16 protein-coding genes are annotated in these 15,570 nt (G+C 62.1%); 1 reads left to right on the forward strand and 15 read right to left on the reverse strand.

Annotated features, from left to right (window positions below; genetic code table 11):
• Positions 1-32 precede the first annotated feature (32 nt).
• A complete protein-coding gene (gene rfbA, locus AKL25_RS21315) occupies positions 33-923 on the reverse strand; it encodes a glucose-1-phosphate thymidylyltransferase RfbA (RefSeq protein WP_050479758.1) in 891 nt (296 codons plus the stop codon).
• 310 nt (positions 924-1,233) lie between these two features.
• Here rfbA and AKL25_RS21320 point away from each other — a divergent pair, with 310 nt between their 5' ends.
• A complete protein-coding gene (locus AKL25_RS21320; RefSeq protein WP_050479723.1) occupies positions 1,234-2,052 on the forward strand; it encodes a symmetrical bis(5'-nucleosyl)-tetraphosphatase in 819 nt (272 codons plus the stop codon).
• Here the strand turns inward: AKL25_RS21320 and AKL25_RS21325 are convergent.
• From AKL25_RS21325 to AKL25_RS21390, 14 genes are all read right to left on the reverse strand, one after another.
• Complete coding sequence (locus AKL25_RS21325) at positions 1,982-2,791, reverse strand: lysophospholipid acyltransferase family protein (RefSeq protein ID WP_050479724.1); 810 nt, start codon at positions 2,789-2,791, stop codon at positions 1,982-1,984. The genes AKL25_RS21320 and AKL25_RS21325 overlap by 71 nt on opposite strands.
• Before the next feature lie 15 nt (positions 2,792-2,806).
• Entirely contained in the window at positions 2,807-4,087 is a 1,281-nt protein-coding gene (locus tag AKL25_RS21330) for a dihydroorotase (RefSeq protein WP_050479725.1), read from the reverse strand.
• A gap of 81 nt (positions 4,088-4,168) precedes the next feature.
• Positions 4,169-5,128: an aspartate carbamoyltransferase catalytic subunit gene (locus AKL25_RS21335; RefSeq protein WP_050479726.1), complete on the reverse strand. Its 960-nt coding sequence runs from the start codon at positions 5,126-5,128 to the stop codon at positions 4,169-4,171.
• The gene (gene pyrR, locus AKL25_RS21340) at positions 5,121-5,639 is read right to left on the reverse strand and encodes a bifunctional pyr operon transcriptional regulator/uracil phosphoribosyltransferase PyrR (RefSeq protein WP_050479727.1); all 519 of its coding nucleotides are present in this window, start codon (positions 5,637-5,639) and stop codon (positions 5,121-5,123) included. Before pyrR ends, AKL25_RS21335 begins: the two co-directional genes overlap by 8 nt.
• Positions 5,626-6,018: a Holliday junction resolvase RuvX gene (gene ruvX, locus AKL25_RS21345; protein ID WP_050479728.1), complete on the reverse strand. Its 393-nt coding sequence runs from the start codon at positions 6,016-6,018 to the stop codon at positions 5,626-5,628. The genes pyrR and ruvX overlap by 14 nt, the downstream gene beginning before the upstream one ends.
• A gap of 10 nt (positions 6,019-6,028) precedes the next feature.
• On the reverse strand, positions 6,029-6,727 hold the full coding sequence (locus AKL25_RS21350) for a YqgE/AlgH family protein (protein WP_050479729.1): 699 nt from the start codon (positions 6,725-6,727) through the stop codon (positions 6,029-6,031).
• Between the two features lie 70 nt (positions 6,728-6,797).
• Positions 6,798-8,213, reverse strand: a complete 1,416-nt coding sequence (locus AKL25_RS21355) for an amidohydrolase family protein (protein WP_050479759.1) — start codon at positions 8,211-8,213, stop codon at positions 6,798-6,800.
• 15 nt (positions 8,214-8,228) lie between these two features.
• Positions 8,229-9,020 (reverse strand): ABC transporter permease, encoded by a 792-nt coding sequence (locus tag AKL25_RS21360; protein WP_050479730.1) that lies wholly within the window; start codon positions 9,018-9,020, stop codon positions 8,229-8,231.
• Positions 9,001-9,885 carry an ABC transporter ATP-binding protein gene (locus tag AKL25_RS21365; RefSeq protein WP_050479760.1) on the reverse strand — a complete coding sequence of 295 codons (885 nt, stop codon included), beginning with the start codon at positions 9,883-9,885 and terminating at the stop codon, positions 9,001-9,003. The genes AKL25_RS21360 and AKL25_RS21365 overlap by 20 nt, the downstream gene beginning before the upstream one ends.
• Before the next feature lie 15 nt (positions 9,886-9,900).
• Positions 9,901-10,926 (reverse strand): aromatic ring-hydroxylating dioxygenase subunit alpha, encoded by a 1,026-nt coding sequence (locus AKL25_RS21370; protein ID WP_050479731.1) that lies wholly within the window; start codon positions 10,924-10,926, stop codon positions 9,901-9,903.
• 95 nt (positions 10,927-11,021) lie between these two features.
• The gene (locus tag AKL25_RS21375) at positions 11,022-12,047 is read right to left on the reverse strand and encodes an isopenicillin N synthase family dioxygenase (protein ID WP_240475823.1); all 1,026 of its coding nucleotides are present in this window, start codon (positions 12,045-12,047) and stop codon (positions 11,022-11,024) included.
• A gap of 52 nt (positions 12,048-12,099) precedes the next feature.
• Positions 12,100-13,089: an ABC transporter substrate-binding protein gene (locus AKL25_RS21380; protein WP_050479732.1), complete on the reverse strand. Its 990-nt coding sequence runs from the start codon at positions 13,087-13,089 to the stop codon at positions 12,100-12,102.
• Between the two features lie 48 nt (positions 13,090-13,137).
• Positions 13,138-14,151 (reverse strand): PDR/VanB family oxidoreductase, encoded by a 1,014-nt coding sequence (locus AKL25_RS21385; protein WP_050479733.1) that lies wholly within the window; start codon positions 14,149-14,151, stop codon positions 13,138-13,140.
• A 415-nt stretch (positions 14,152-14,566) separates the two neighbouring features.
• Positions 14,567-15,451: a dienelactone hydrolase family protein gene (locus AKL25_RS21390; RefSeq protein ID WP_050479734.1), complete on the reverse strand. Its 885-nt coding sequence runs from the start codon at positions 15,449-15,451 to the stop codon at positions 14,567-14,569.
• Positions 15,452-15,570: the final 119 nt, after the last annotated feature.

A 15,570-nucleotide genomic window follows, 5' to 3' on the forward strand; every position in this document is an offset into this window, starting at 1 on the left:
ATTTTCGTAAGAATGAATCACGCAGATTCTGATTAAAACATTTTGGCATTCAACAGGCGCAGAAGATACTTGCCGTAACTGTTCTTGATATAGGGTTGCGCCAACTCTTCAAGTTGCTGCGCGGAAATGTATTTTTTCCGATAAGCGATTTCTTCGGGACAGGCGATCTTGAGGCCCTGCCGGCTTTCTATCGTGGCGATGAATTGCCCGGCGTCCAGCAAAGATTCGTGCGTGCCGGTATCGAGCCAGGCCATACCTCGTCCCATGACCTCGACGCTCAACTGTTTTTGTTCCAGGTAGACGCGATTGATGTCCGTGATCTCCAGCTCGCCTCGCGCGGAAGGTTTGACATCTGCGGCGATGTCGCAGACCTGTTGATCGTAGAAATACAAACCCGTGACGGCGTAGTTGGAGCTTGGCGCGGCCGGCTTTTCTTCGATGCTGATGGCGCGGCGCTGCTCGTCGAAATCGACGACGCCATAGCGTTCCGGATCGGTCACGTAGTACGCGAATACGTAAGCGCCTTCCTGCTGCTTGTCCGCGGTTTTCAGTTGGGATTCGAACTCATTGCCGTAAAAGATATTGTCGCCGAGAATCAGCGCCGACGGCTGGCCGCCGATGAAACTGCGACCGATGGTGAAAGCCTGCGCAAGACCGTCGGGAGACGGTTGCTCCGCATAGGACAGGGATATCCCCCACGCACTGCCGTCACCGAGCAGGCGCTGAAACATCGGCAAATCGTAGGGGGTCGAGATAATCAAGATGTCCCGGATACCGGCCAGCATCAGCGTTGACAGCGGATAGTAGATCATCGGCTTGTCATGCACCGGCAGCAGCTGCTTGGAAACAGCCTGGGTGACAGGGTACAGTCTGGTGCCGGAACCACCGGCCAGAATGATGCCCTTACGCTGGGTATGCGTCATCGACGTGCCGACTCCGCTGGCAATGCGGGCTGGCGGCGGCACCCTGTCCATGAATCAGACGCGAACATCATCTTTACCTCGTTACACTCAATATTCAGTTTAGCTCGCAATTTTACTGGCAAAACGCGCGAATGAGCCCGATAACGCACCCAGATAGGCATTCAAGACACAAAATCAGCATCTTTAACGGCGAACTCGCCGCCCAACAAACCCCTGTTCGGGAAAAACGGCTTCAGTCATACTCTCTAGTATGAAAAAAGTCCGATAACATCATTGCATCTTCGACATTAGACCCTTGCCTACCTCCCTCATGCCCACCTACGCCATTGGCGACCTCCAAGGCTGCGGCCAGCAGCTGCAAAACCTGCTTACCCTGATCGACAACTCATCCTCGGACGCCGACTTCCTGTTCGTCGGCGACCTGGTCAACCGCGGCCCGCAATCGCTGGGAACATTACGCCAGTTGCGGGCGCTGGGCGCGCGCGCCAAGGCCGTGCTGGGCAATCACGATCTGCACCTGCTGGCGGTGTCGCAAGGCATCCGCCAGCAACATGCCACAGATACCCTGGACGACATTCTCAACGCCCCCGATCGCGACGAACTGATCGACTGGGTGCGCCATCGTCCGTTGGCCCTGTTTGAACAAGGCCATTTGCTGTTTCACGCGGGGATATTCCCGGACTGGGATGCGGCAAAGACCATGGCGTTGGCGCATGAAGTGGAGACCATGCTGCGCGGTCCCGACTGGGTCGACTTCCTGCGCCACATGTACGGCAACGAGCCCTCCGTATGGAGCGACGATTTACAAGGCTACGACCGCTTGCGCTGCATCATCAATACCCTCACGCGCATGCGCTTCTGCCGGCCCGACGGCGGCATCGATTTTTCGATAAAGGAAGGCCTGGATGCGGCACCTCCAGGCTATATACCGTGGTTTGACATGCCCGACCGCCGGACCGAGGACGTCACCTGCGTCTTCGGCCACTGGGCATCGCTGGGATTGACGCTGCGCCCCAACCTGATCGGACTCGACACAGGCTGCGTCTGGGGCGGCAAGCTTACTGCGATACGACTTGAGGATCGGGCTTTATTTCAGGTGCAGTGCTCGCGGGCGGAGCAGTTCGCATGAGATCCTCGGGCACATAGCCCAGCCCGTCCGCCACCGCCTTGCGCGCAATGACTGCCAGCTCCCGGCGATGAGCGCCGTCGGTCGGAATCAAGGGCAGCTGCGTCAGTTCCGCCGTCATCGAGCGCGCATGCAAGATCGCCAGGATGCTTTCCACGATCGTGGTGTCGCCGATGAAGTCGGCCGCCGAGTGGTAATTCCCCTGCGCGTCCAGATAACGCAAAGCATAAGGCTGCACAGGTACCCTGGCGTCGAGCGCGGCCTCAAACAGGTTGGCGTGGAAAGGCAATAGTTTGCCCTGCGCCGCCGTGGTGCCTTCCGGGAAGAAGGCCACGCGGTCGCCGGCATCGATGCTTTCCACGATTCCCTTGAAAATCCGCCGCACGTCGCTGGCCTTGCCGCGCGAGATGAAGATCGTGCCGGTCTTGGCGCACAGCCAGCCAATGAAAGGCCAGCTGCGGATGTCGGATTTGGCCACGAAGCGGCACGGCTGCATCGAGTTGACCACGAAAATATCCAGCCACGAGATGTGATTGGCGACGATCAGCGAACGCGGCGGCGCCGTCACGCCGTCCAGCCGGCGTATCACCACCTGGATGCCGCAGATGCCCAGCAGCTTGCGCGACCAGCGGCGGATATGGCCTTCGCGCCGCGCCGGGCCGATCCAGGGAAAGATGAAGGCGCAGATCGCCATGCCGAGAAACAAATGCGCAACCATGCGCAGTATGCGAAAAGGAAGCATCGCTTTTTTCTGAGGTTAGCGTTCGAAAGCGATATGGCCGGCGACGATGGTCGTTTTGACCTGGCCGCTCAGTTCGTAACCGAGGAAAGGCGTGTGCTTGCCCTGGCTGGCCAGCACTTTGGATTCCACCGTCCAGCGTGTCGCCGGATCGAAAATGCAGACATCGGCAACGTCGCCGACCTTCAGGCCGCCCGCCGCCAGACCGGCTACGCGCGCAGCATCCGTGGTCACTTTGGCGACCGCCCTGCTGACGGCGTCGGTCGCACCGGCTTCTTGCGCCCACTTGAGCGATAGCGACAACAGCAGTTCCAGGCCGGTGGCGCCCGGCGAAGCTTCGCCGAACGGCAGCAGCTTCTCGTCGTCGTCGACCGGAGTGTGATCGGAGCAGATCGCATCGACGGTGCCGTCCAGCAGCGCTGCACGGATCGCGTCGCGGTCGCGTTGCGAGCGGAACGGCGGATTGACGCGCGCGTTGGAATCGAAGAAGCCGATGTCCATGTCCGACAAATGAATGTGATGGGCGCCGACGTCGCAGGTCACCGGCAAGCCTTCGCGCTTGGCGGCGCGCACCAGTTCCAGGCCGGCAGCCGAGGACATGCGGCACAGATGGACGCGGGCGCGCGTAGCGCGCACCAGTTCGAAGATGGTGTAGAGCGCAATCGTTTCCGACATCACCGGCACGCCGGACAACCCCAGGCGCGAGGCGGCGGGACCGCTGTGCGCGATGCCGTGACGGCCGAGATGCGGATCCTGCGGGCGCAGCCAGACGGTGTAGTCGAAAGTTTTGGCGTACTGCAGCGCGGAGAGCAGCACGGTGGTGTCGAGGATGGGTTCATCGGCTTGCGAGAAGCCGACGCAACCGGCTTCGGTCAGCTCGGCCATTTCGGTCAGCGCCTTGCCCTTCAGGCCGACGGTCAGCGCGCCCAGCGGATACACGTGCGCCTGATTGAGCGACTTGGCGCGATGCTTGAGCATTTCAACCAAGCCCGGCTCGTCCAGCACCGGATCGGTATCCGGCGGGCACAGGAGACTGGTGACGCCGCCTTGCATGGCGGCCTGCATTTCGGATTCCAGCGTGGCTTTGTATTCATAGCCCGGCTCGCGCAGGCGCGCGCTCAGGTCGACCAGGCCGGGAGCGACCACCAGGCCGGCGGCGTCGATGGTCTTGTCGGCCGCGAAGCCGGCCGGTGCCTGGCCGATGCCGGCCACTTTGCCGTCGGCGATGAACACGTCTTGTTGCGCGTCGATATTGTTGGCAGGGTCGATCAGTCTGCCGTTCTTGATGTGCAGTTTCATGCGCTCTATTCCACTCTTGTCCGCGTTGGGACTGACGCAAAATTGCCCCAGCGTCAGTCCTGTCCTGTATGTACCAATAAATTAATTACCCGCCACGATGCTCATCACCGCCATGCGCACCGCAATGCCGAAGGTCACCTGCGGCAGGATCACCGCTTGCGGGCCGTCGGCCACCGCCGAGTCGATCTCGACGCCGCGGTTCATCGGGCCCGGGTGCATCACGATGGCGTCCGGCTTGGCCAGCGCGAGGCGCTCGGGCGTCAGGCCGTAGCTCTTGAAAAATTCCTGCGCCGACGGCAGCAAGGCGCCGCTCATGCGCTCGTTCTGCAGGCGCAGCATGATGATGACGTCGACGTCCTTCAAGCCTTCTTCCATGTTGTGGAAGACGCGCACGCCCATTTGTTCCAGCCCGCTCGGCAGCAGCGTGCTGGGGCCGATGGCGCGCACTTCCGGCACGCCCAGCGTCGTCAGGCCGTGGATATCCGAACGCGCCACGCGGCTGTGCAGGATGTCGCCGACAATGGCCACGCGCAGGTTGGTGAAATCCTTCTTGTAGTGACGGATCGTGTACATGTCCAGCAGACCCTGGGTCGGGTGGGCATGGCGGCCGTCGCCGGCGTTGACCACGTGCACGTGCGATTGTTTGGTGTCGATCAGATGCTTGGCGATCAGGTAAGGCGCGCCCGATTGCGAATGGCGCACCACGAACATGTCGGCGTGCATCGCCGCCAGGTTGTCGATGGTGTCGAGCAGCGACTCGCCCTTGCTGGCGCTGGAGGCGGAAATGTTCAGGTTGATCACGTCGGCCGACAGGCGCTTGGAGGCGATCTCGAAGGTGGTGCGGGTGCGCGTGGAGTTCTCGAAGAACAGGTTGAACACGCTCTTGCCGCGCATCAGCGGCACCTTCTTCACTTCGCGGTCACCGATGCTGACGAAGGACGATGCGGTGTCGAGGATATTGGTGATGATTGCCTTGGGCAGACCTTCGATGGTCAGCAGATGTTGCAGTTCGCCGTTCTTGTTCAGTTGTGGATTAAGCATGGACCACCGTCAGGGAAAATCGGCCGTCGTCGGCGCGTTGCAGTTGCAGGGATTGGTTGTCGGGGAGTGCGATCGTCTCGGCCAGGAAGTCGGCGGCGATCGGCAGCTCGCGGCCGCCGCGGTCGACCAGCGACGCCAGCAGAATACGCGCCGGACGGCCGTAGTCGAACAGTTCATTGATCGCGGCGCGCGTGGTACGGCCGGTGTAGAGCACATCGTCGACCAGCACGATGGTCGCGCCTTCGACGTCGAAACCGATCTGGCTCGGCTTGACGTCCGAACGCAGGCCCTTCTCGGCGAAGTCGTCGCGATAAAAGGACACGTCGATGAAGCCGAGGCGCTCGTTCAGCTGCAGCTCGGCGGCCAGACGTTCAGCCAGCCAGGCGCCGCCCGAGTGGATGCCGACGATGGCGGCGTGCCCGACGCCTTGCAAACCTGCTTTGACCTGCTGCGCCAGCTTGGCATACAGCGCTTCGGCATCAAGCGCCAGGGAAGTGTTAGTTGTGCTCATGGGTGTCGTCAAAATATTGCTGCAAAATAATGGCGGCGGCCTCGGCGTCGATATGCTCGCCGCGGCGTTGTTCGATCACTGCCGAGGAATAGCGCTCGTCCACCAGCACCGTCTCGACGCCGAAGCGGCCGTGCAACTGGTTGGCGAAACGGCGGCAGCGCACGGTCATCTCGTGTTCGGCGCCGTCGGGATGGCTGGGCAGACCGACGATGCAGCGCGTCGGCGTCCACTCGTCGATCAGCTTGCCGAGTTCGGCGAACTTGGCGTCGTTGGTGGCGGCGCTGATGATGGTCAGAGGCTGGGCTTGCTTGATCAGGGTATTGCCGATTGCCACGCCGATGCGCTTTAAGCCGAAGTCGAAGGCCAGGAGCGTTTCCACGGAGTCCTGCTCAGGCCCGGCCGAAATCGCCGCTGAGCATGACCGGGTCGATGCCCAGCAAGGCCAGCGCCGCCGTGAAGCGTTGCTCCACCGGCAAGTCGAAAATGATGGCCGGATCGGCCTTGACGGTCAGCCAGCCGTTGCGGCCGAGTTCGTCTTCCAGCTGGCCGGCGCTCCAGCCCGAACAACCGAGGCTGACCAGCACCTGCTGCGGGCCGTCGCCGTGGGCGACCGCTTCCAGCACGTCCTTGGAGGTGGTCAGGGAAATCCCGTCGGTCACCTGCAAGGTCGAAGAAAACTGGCTCATCGCCGTATGCAGCACGAAACCGCGCTCGACCTGCACCGGACCGCCGAACATCACCGGGCTGCGATACAGCTCGGGCACGGCGTCAGGCGAATCGTGGATGATTTCCAGCTTGAGATTGATGCGATCGAACAGGACATCCATGGTCATGTCGGTCGGCTTGTTGATGACGACGCCGAGCGCGCCGTTCTGGTTGTGCTCGCACAGATACACGACGGTGCCGCCGAAAATCGGGTCCAGCATCGACGGCATTGCTATCAGGAAATGATTGGTCAGGTCGAACTCGGGGGCGAGTTTGGCGGCCTTGTCGGTGCCGGCCGCAAAATCGGAGGTTTCCGTCGCGTCGAAGGCTGCGTCGGAGGTGTCGGCGGAGAAGGCTTTGCGTCGCTTGATCATGCCCGCCATTTTAGCAGTTTTACGACAAATCCCCCAGCCCGGCGGCGAGCGCGCGCTCACTGCCGGGCTGGCTATGCGTTCAGGTCGCCAGCAAACGCCGCGTCGCCTCCCGTGCTTCCCGTCCCAACGCCGTCAGGTCAACGCCGGGAATGTTGTCATCTTCGACCACCGCCTTGCCGGCCACATACAAGGCCTTCAGGTAGGGCCGGCCGCCGCCGACCACCGGCCCCAGCGCCGGGTCGTGCAGTCCGAAGTAGCGCGGATCGTCCAGGCGATACAGCGCGATGTCGGCCTGTTGTCCGACTTGCAAGCCATCAAGGCTGCCCAGTCCCAGCACCCTGGCGCCGCCGGTGGTGCCCCAGCGCACCACGTCTTCCACCGTCGCCGCATCGGCGCCGCCCTCGAAGCTGCCGCCGGCATAGGACGGCGTCGCCTCCTGGCCGCGCCGCGCACGCTGCATCAGCCAGGCAGCGTGGGTTTCCGACAACATGTCGGCCGCTTCGTTGGACGCCGCACCGTCGACGCCGATGGAAACCGGCACGCCGGCCTCTTCCAGCTGCCGGATCGGCGCGATGCCGCTGCCGAGCCGGCCGTTGCTCTGCGGACAATGCGCGATGCCGGTGCCGGTCTTGCCGAGCAAGGCGATTTCGGAGGGATCGAGTTTGACCAAGTGGGCGAACCAGACGTCGTTGCCGAGCCAGTCGCAGCGTTCGGCGAACTCCACCGGCGTGCAATGGTGCTTGCCCTGCGCGGTGTCCTGATAGCCGACGGTTTCCGACAGATGGCTATGCAGTCGCACGCCGGCGCGCCGTGCAAAACCGGCCATGCTGCGCAACTCTTCCGGCGTAGCCGAATACAGCGGCGTGGTCGGCGCCATCACGACGCGGCGCATCGCCGCCGGCGAGGGGTCGTGGTAACGCTTGATCAGGCGCTCCATGTCGGTCAGGTAGCCGTCCAGCGTTTCCGGCCGCAGCGCGGTCGGCAATTCAGCCTCCAATTGGCGCGTCTGCGTCGCCCCGCCGCGGCACAGCACGAAACGCAAGCCGAGCGCTTCGGCTTCCTCGAACAGAATCGCCGAGGTGTCGTAAGGCATGCCGGGGTAATAGAGGTAATTGTGATCGGCCACCGTGCCGCAGCCGGAGCGCATCAGCTCCACCAGCCCGATGCGCGCCGCCAGCCGAAACAGCTTCTCGTCGAATTTGGCGCGATAACGGTAAGGCGTGGCCGCCAGCCACGGCGTCAGCGAGGCGTCGATGCCGGCCGGGTCGCCCTTGAGCATGGACTGGAACAGATGGTGATGCGTGTTCACCCATGACGGATACGCGATGCAATCGGTGGCATCGACAATCGCCTCGCCCGGCAAGGGTGGCAGCTTGCCGATGGCGCCGATAACGCCGTCGACGACGCGGATGTCCGGCCCGGCATGACGGGCCGCCGCGCCGGGCAAACCGGTCATGATGGCGTCGATGTTGCGGATCAAAAAAGAAGTCGTCATTGCCTGCATATTCGTTCAGCCCATTTCACTTTCATGCCATCCGGCCAGCGCCACGCGCGACAAAGCCATCATGGCGAGGAACAATACGATCCCGGTCACGGTAATCAAAAACAGCGCCGCAAACAAGCGCGGAATATTCAGCTGGAAACCCGCCTGCAGGATCTGATACGCCAGCCCCGATCCGGTGCCGCCGGTGCCGGCGACAAACTCCGCCACCACCGCCCCGATCAGCGCCAGCCCGCTGGAAATCCGCAAGCCGCCGAAGAAGTAAGGCAAGGCGCTCGGGATGCGCAAGCGGCGCAAGGTCTGCCAGCGCGACGCCTTGTTCAGCCTGAACAGATTCAACAAACCCGGATTGACGCTGCGCAGTCCCAGCGTAGTATTCGAGATGATGGGAAACAGCGCCATGATGGTCGCGCAAATCACCAGCGCAAACGTCGGCTCCTTGACCCAGATGATGATCAGCGGTGCGATGGCGACAATCGGCGTCACCTGCAGGATGATCGCATACGGAAACAGGCTGACTTCGATGAATCGGCTCTGCACGAACACAAAGGCAATCGCCACGCCGAGGATCACCGACAGCACGAAGGCCATGAAGGTGATCTTCAGCGTCACCAGCAGCGAATCGGACAGCAAGCCCCAGTCCGCCACCAGCGTCTTGCCGATAACGGACGGCGTCGGCACCAGATAGACCGGCACTTCCAACGCCGTGCAGATCAGTTGCCACGCCAGCAGCAGCACCACGCCGATAGCGAACGGGGCGGCGACGCGCAGAAATTTCGGATTAGTGATGAGCGGAGTCATGTGCCCCTCCTTCCTGGTTTTCTTGATTGGCCAGCGTCAGATAATCGGACAGAATCTTGCAATACCCCATGAACTCCGGCGAGATGCGGAAAGCATCGTCGCGCATACCGCCGGCGCCCGGCGCTTCGATGGGAACGTCGGCGATCACCCGCCCCGGCCGCGCCGCCATCACCACCACGCGGCTCGACAGATACACCGCCTCGTAAATGCTGTGCGTGACGAACACCACCGTCAGGTCCTGCTGGCTCCAGATCCTGCGCAGGTCGGCGTCGAGCTTGTTGCGCGTGAACTCGTCGAGCGCGCCGAAGGGCTCGTCCATCAGCAGCAGATTGGGCCGCGTCGCCAGCGCGCGCGCAATCGAGGCGCGCATCTGCATGCCGCCCGACAGCTCGCGCGGGTAGGCATCGTGAAAGCGATCCAGCCCGACCAGCTTGAGCGCATCGCGTACGCGCACGTCGCTCTCGGTGCGCGGCATGTGTTTGAGCTCCAGCGGCAGGCGCACGTTCTGCTCCACCGAGGCCCATGGCATCAGCGTCGCTTCCTGGAACACCATCGCCAGCGTGCGGTCCGGCGTGCCCACCGTCGCCAGGTTCTTGCCCCACCAGCGGATGTGGCCGTGCGACGGCTCTTCCAGCCCGGCGAACATTTTCAGCAAGGTGCTCTTGCCGCAGCCGGACGGGCCGAGCAGCGAGACGAACTCGCCGCGCCGGATGTCCAGTTTCACTTCATCCAATGCGCGCGTGCCGTTGCGATAGGTTTTTTCCACCCGCTGCGCGCTCAGCACCGCATCGGCCGCGGATGCAGACTCCGCAGCGCCCTGCTCCCATGCCGCCAGTTGCGGCATGGCGTGATCGTCTCGTTTCATCATTGCTCCCGGCCTCTAGTCTTTGCTGCGGAAAACTTCGGATTCGCCATGCTCTTCCAGCAACTGCAGCAGCATGCGACGCATGATCAGGCCCGGTCGATCGGACGCCATATGGAACTCCTGCTTGCGGCGCACGTCGATGCAGGCGTCGGGATCGGTGGCTTCCAGGATCTCGCGGTCTTCCACCAGGATAGGCGCGTCCCAGGCGATCAGCTCGGCTTCGGAGCAATCTTCTTCGGTGTCGTTGCGATACAGCCATTGCGCCAGCATGATGGAGCCATCGTCGATCGGCGTGGCGCAGTTGTAGATGATGTGATGCCGGCCGGAGTCCGGATACTGGCAACCGAAGCGGCGCGAAAACGGCAGGTACCAGCGATTGAACATGTGGCGCATGGTGGTGTCGTCGGTGGTGCCGGTGACGCGATAGCTGGCCGGCACGTTCTTGATCGGCACCAGCGTTTCCGCTTCAAAGCCGTAATCGGTTTCGTTGATCTCGTACTTCTCCGGCTTGGGCTGATCGTACAGGCCGAAGGTGCCGCGATGGACGTAACTGAAGTGCGAATTGTCGAAGGAGTTTTCCATCATGCGCAGCGCGCTGGTCTCCCATCGTTCGTAGAACTGGAAGATGCGGCGATAGCCCGGCGTGGTTTCTTCCGGGAAGAACGGAATATCGCGCAGCGGCTTTTCCAGCGCCACCCACACATAGCCGTAGCGCTCTTCGCAGTAGTACGACTGCACCATGGCGCCGGCCGGCACCGAACCGTCGGCGTTCTGCGGCACGCGCACGCAGGCGCCGGCGCAATCGAAGGTCCAGCCGTGATAGCCGCAGACGATGTTGCCGTTCTCGACGAATCCCTTGGACAGTTTCGCCGTGCGATGGCAACAGCGATCCTGCAGCGCTGCCGGCTTGCCCGGCGACTTGAGCCAGACGACGATGTTTTCGCCCAGCAGCGTGAAGGGTTTCGGACCGTCTTCCAGCATCGCGATCGGCATGACCGCGTACCAGAATTTGCGCAAGACTTTCTGTTTCGTAACCAGCATGGTGCAACTCCTTTAAAACCAGCCGCGTCCTGCTCTTGCAAGGACATGGCCAAGCGGCCGGCGCGCCATCATGGTCGCCTTCGCCGCACAATCATTTATGACGCCGCAGCCAGTACGCTGGCGGCGCCGAAGGTTTCCTGTACTTTCTGCGCAAGGTAGTCGCCGATGGTGCACGGCGCATAGCGCGCCGGATGCTCGTCGGAACAGCAGGACGGCAGGCACGACACCGTCACCGCGTGATCGCCATCCATGAAGAACGGCAGCGAATAGCGCGGCACCGGATTGTCGTTGCGCACGCGGTGCGCATTGCTGTGATAGATGTCGTTGCTCCAGCGCTGCAGCAGGTCGCCGATGTTGACCACGAAGCTGCCGTGGATCGGCGTCGCGCGCACCCAGTCGCCGTCGGCGTTGCGCACTTCCAGGCCGCCGATGTCGTCCTGCGCCAGGATAGTGACCAGGCCCCAGTCGGTATGTGCGCCGGCGCCGATCTGGTTGTGCTGGGCATCAGCCGGTTGCGGCGGATAGTGCAGCATGCGCTGCGTGGCAATCGGCGTGCCGAGCGCGAAGTAGAAAAAGTCCTCCGGCAGTTGCAGCGACAGCGCGATGATCGCCAGCAGCCGCTGTGACAGGACGCTCATGGCGGCGTGATATTGCTGCGCGTGGGCGCGCATGCCAGGCAATTCCTGCGGCCAAAGGTTGTGACCGTAACGCAGCACGCCTTGCTGCACATAGGGATGATCGAGCGGCAGATCGGTGCCGAACTGAAAGCCTTCCTTGAGATCGGTCGGACCGTCGTCCAACGCCTGCGTGCCGATCCGTTCATAGCCGAAGCCGGCCGGCGACAGCGACATGTCGACTGCGCGCTTGACCGCATCCGGCGCGGCAAAGAAGCGGCGCGCCCAATCGAACTGGCCGTCGACCAGGCTTTGCGGCACGCCATGATTGACCAGGTAGAAGAAACCGACGTCGCGGGCGATCTTGTGGATCTCCCAGGCGACGGCTTCGCGCTTGCCGAGATCGCCGGAAAACGCATCGGCAAAATCGATGACCGGCAAACGCTGCGCGGTCTTGGGTGGTGTGTAGAGAATCATGGCGTCCTCACGCAAATGAACTTCAGACATCCGGTCTGCGCCAGCGAACGGAGCAGACCGGCAGGCGACGGTCAAGCGCCCATCAAGGCATCACGTGCATGTCCTTGACGAACTGCGTGGTGTACGCCTTGTGCCAGTCGACATCGGCCTTCAGCAAGCCGGTCGACACCATGGTGTCGTAGGTCTTCTTCCAGCGCTCGTCGGTCATGATGCCGATGCCTTGTTTCGCCGCATCGCCGCCGGTGACGACCTTCAGCTCCTTGAGTTTCTTGACCGCGTAAGCCAGTTGCTCGTCGCCCATTTCCTTGTTGTCTTTCTTGATCAGTGCGTTACCTGCAGACGGATCTTCCAGGTAGCTCTTCCAGCCCTCGGCGGTGGCTTTGACGAAGCGTTTCACCAGATCAGGCTTTGTTGCCACCATCTTCTGCAAGGTGATGATGGTGGTGCCATAAGGCGGATAGCCTTCTTGCGCGAACAGGAAGAAGTTAGCCTTGGCGCCGGTCTTTTCCGCCTGGAACAATTCCGACGACGGATAGGCTTGCTGCACGATATTCGGATCGGCAAAGAACGGTTGCAGGTTGAAGGTGTAAGCCTTCGATTGCGCGTCGGTGTAACCGTACTTTGCTTTCAACCATGGCCACCAGCTCGACTGTCCGGAGCCGGCCACCAGAATCGTCTTGTCCTTCAACGCACCGAGGTTGGGCACGTCGGCATGGGTCATCATGCCTTGCAGGTCGGATTGGAAAGACGTGCCGACGGTCACCAGCGGCAAGCCCTGCTCAATGCCCTTCAACACGGTGAAGTCGTAACCCATGCTGAAGTCGGCCTGGCCGGCCACCAGGATCTGCATGTTGTTGACCTGAGGGCCGCCCATCTTGATGGTGACGTCCATGCCGTACTTCTTGTAGATGCCTTTGGCGACGGCCTGGTAGAAACCACCGTGCTCGGCCTGGGCGTACCAGTTGCTCAGCACGGTGACTTTTTCCTGCGCCTGCGCGCTCGCGGCAACTTGCAACGCCAATGCGCCGACGATTGCTGCGGCGATGCGGATAAGGGATGTTCGCTTGCTCATGGCCTTCCTTTCAGGTGGGTTGTTGTTGTACGTCATTGGAATATCGAATCAGATATCGAGCACCAGGCGCTCGCCGCGACAGCGCGATACGCAAGGCATCAGGTAGTGGCCGGCCGCGCGCTCGCGTTCCGTCAGCACGCTGTCGAGATGATCGGGCGCGCCTTCCAGCACGCCGGTCTGGCAACTGCCGCAAAATCCCTCGCCGCACGAGGTGCCGATCTGCACGCCGGCCTCTGCTGCCGCAGCGACGATGCTTTGCCCCGGCTGCACCATGCACTGCACGCCGGAGCGTTGCAGCACCAGTTCGAATGCGCGGTCTTGCGTTGCGCTGGTATCGGCCGCAGACGTCGCGGCGGCGAACAGTTCGAAGTGCACGTCGGCGTCGCGCCAGCCGAGCTGCGCTGCCTGCTCGCGCACCTGCGCAATGAAGGGCGCCGGTCCGCAAACGTACAGCGGCGTTGTCCGCGGCAACAACGTCAGTTTCGCCGCGACGGCGGCAGCGACGTCGTCCGCATGCAGGCCGAAGCGGAAGTGGCAATGTCCGGCCATAACCGGTTGCGAGAGCTGGGAGAGAAAGGCGACGTGCTCCACGCTGCGCGCGAAGTAGTGTAATTGCGCGGCGCGTCCGCGATGCAGCAGGTCGGCCGCCATGGCGTAGATCGGCGTGATGCCGATGCCGGCGGCAAACAATGCCGCAGGATGTTCGCTGTCGTACAGGGGAAAGGCGTTGACGGGCGCGCCGGCGCTCAGTTGCGTGCCGACGCCGGCTTGCGCGTGCAGCCAGGCCGATCCGCCGCGCGATGCCGTTTCGCGTTTGACGGCGATACGATAAAAGCCATCGTCGCCGGGCGTGTTGCACAGTGAATAGCAACGTTCCAGCCCGCCAGGCAAGGACAGCTTGATATGCGCGCCGGGCGTCCACGCCGGCAAGCTGCGCGCATCGTCGGCATACAGGTCGAAGACGCGGATATCGCAACCGTCTGCACGCACCGCCGCCACGCGCAGGCGCAGCGGTGCAGCGGTTTGCGCCGCGGTCATGAAGGCGTCGTGCACGGCCGTCATCGCTGGCCTCCGTGAGGCGGCAACAACGTCGCATAGCACGCAGCGCGTGCAGGATGTTCAGAAAAAAAGGAGTTGCCGCAGAGACCGGCGAAGGAAGCAAGGCTTGAGCAGCATGAGTGCGGAGATCGTCGCAGCATTTCTCGTGTCCTATAAATTCACAGGTGCCACCGGGCTATTCCGATGGCGTCACGAGCAATGCCCCACAGTCGATGGTATTTGGATCGACGGCTAGCCGCTTCTACTCAGTCTTCAAACTAGCAATCTGCGTGCCATGCCCTATCTGCGCGGGATACACGGTTTTTATTGCCGGAGAAATAAAAAGAGGACGGAAAATTCCGTCCTCAGTGCAAACCATTGATCCAAATCAGTGCGGGCATCACCAAAAACTGGCGCAGCCCGTACTGATTGATAGAGATCAGCTCACGCCATGCGATTTAAACCATTCCGTCGCGCGCTTCCAGCCTTCCTTGGCGTCCGCTTCCACATAGCTGGGACGATAGTCGGCGTTGAAGGCGTGGCCGGAATTCGGGAACACGATGAACTCCGACTTGTTGCCGGTCTTGGCCAGCGCTTCCTTCATCTGTTCCACCGTGGCAACCGGAATGCCCCCGTCCTTGCCGCCGTACAGGCCAAGCACCGGCACCTTCAGCGTCGGCGCGATGTCGATCGGGTGTTGCGGCTGCAGTGCCGTCTTTTCGCCGACGATGCGGCCGTACCAGGCGGCGCCCGCCTTGATCTTCGGATTGCGCGCGCAGTACAGCCACACCACGCGGCCGCCCCAGCAAAAACCGTTGATGCCCATCTTGTCGGGATTTCCGCCATTGTCCTTGGCCCAGGCGACATAAGCATCGAGGTCGCCGAAGATTTGCTCGTCCGGCACCTTGGAGATGATTTCCTTGTTCAGTTCGGCAATGGTCGGATAGACCGCCGGATTACCCTGGCGCACGAAGAAATCCGGCGCGATCGCCAGATAGCCGAGCTTGGCGAAACGGCGCGCGATATCGGCGATATGTTCGTGCACGCCGAAGATTTCGGAGACGACAAAAATCACCGGCAAGTTGGTCTTGCCTTCCGGCTGGGCACGATAAGCCGGGACCTTGGTGCCGTTGACCATCACGCTGACTTCGCCGGCGGTCAGGCCCACGGTGTCGGTCTTGATCATGGTTTGCGCGCAGACCGGCAGCACCGCGGCGGCAAAGCCGGTGCCCAGCGCAGTCTTGATGAAAGTGCGGCGATTGCCGGCATCCAGCAGGCCGGTAGTGCCGACCAGGCTGTCGACATCGTTTTTCAGATCGTTCATGAAAATCTCCAGTTCAGAATGCAAAGCAGAATGAGGTGAGGGAATAGCTGGCGCCGGACAACATCCCGACGGCCGTGCTGCATCGGACGCCAAGGCACAAAGGACGAACAGAAACCGGT

Origin of the sequence: Herbaspirillum rhizosphaerae (genome assembly GCF_001189965.1) — a bacterium.
Classification (GTDB): Bacteria; Pseudomonadota; Gammaproteobacteria; order Burkholderiales; family Burkholderiaceae_D; genus Herbaspirillum; species Herbaspirillum rhizosphaerae.

Bases quoted from the DNA above. Each gene is read 5' to 3' on its own strand.
- rfbA (WP_050479758.1), bottom strand. From the start codon at position 923: ATGACGCATACCCAGCGTAAGGGCATCATTCTGGCCGGTGGTTCCGGC.
- AKL25_RS21320 (WP_050479723.1), top strand. From the start codon at position 1,234: ATGCCCACCTACGCCATTGGCGACCTCCAAGGCTGCGGCCAGCAGCTG.
- AKL25_RS21325 (WP_050479724.1), bottom strand. From the start codon at position 2,791: ATGCTTCCTTTTCGCATACTGCGCATGGTTGCGCATTTGTTTCTCGGC.
- AKL25_RS21330 (WP_050479725.1), bottom strand. From the start codon at position 4,087: ATGAAACTGCACATCAAGAACGGCAGACTGATCGACCCTGCCAACAAT.
- AKL25_RS21335 (WP_050479726.1), bottom strand. From the start codon at position 5,128: ATGCTTAATCCACAACTGAACAAGAACGGCGAACTGCAACATCTGCTG.
- pyrR (WP_050479727.1), bottom strand. From the start codon at position 5,639: ATGAGCACAACTAACACTTCCCTGGCGCTTGATGCCGAAGCGCTGTAT.
- AKL25_RS21350 (WP_050479729.1), bottom strand. From the start codon at position 6,727: ATGGCGGGCATGATCAAGCGACGCAAAGCCTTCTCCGCCGACACCTCC.
- AKL25_RS21355 (WP_050479759.1), bottom strand. From the start codon at position 8,213: ATGACGACTTCTTTTTTGATCCGCAACATCGACGCCATCATGACCGGT.
- AKL25_RS21360 (WP_050479730.1), bottom strand. From the start codon at position 9,020: ATGACTCCGCTCATCACTAATCCGAAATTTCTGCGCGTCGCCGCCCCG.
- AKL25_RS21365 (WP_050479760.1), bottom strand. From the start codon at position 9,885: ATGAAACGAGACGATCACGCCATGCCGCAACTGGCGGCATGGGAGCAG.
- AKL25_RS21370 (WP_050479731.1), bottom strand. From the start codon at position 10,926: ATGCTGGTTACGAAACAGAAAGTCTTGCGCAAATTCTGGTACGCGGTC.
- AKL25_RS21375 (WP_240475823.1), bottom strand. From the start codon at position 12,047: ATGTCTGAAGTTCATTTGCGTGAGGACGCCATGATTCTCTACACACCA.
- AKL25_RS21380 (WP_050479732.1), bottom strand. From the start codon at position 13,089: ATGAGCAAGCGAACATCCCTTATCCGCATCGCCGCAGCAATCGTCGGC.
- AKL25_RS21385 (WP_050479733.1), bottom strand. From the start codon at position 14,151: ATGACGGCCGTGCACGACGCCTTCATGACCGCGGCGCAAACCGCTGCA.
- AKL25_RS21390 (WP_050479734.1), bottom strand. From the start codon at position 15,451: ATGAACGATCTGAAAAACGATGTCGACAGCCTGGTCGGCACTACCGGC.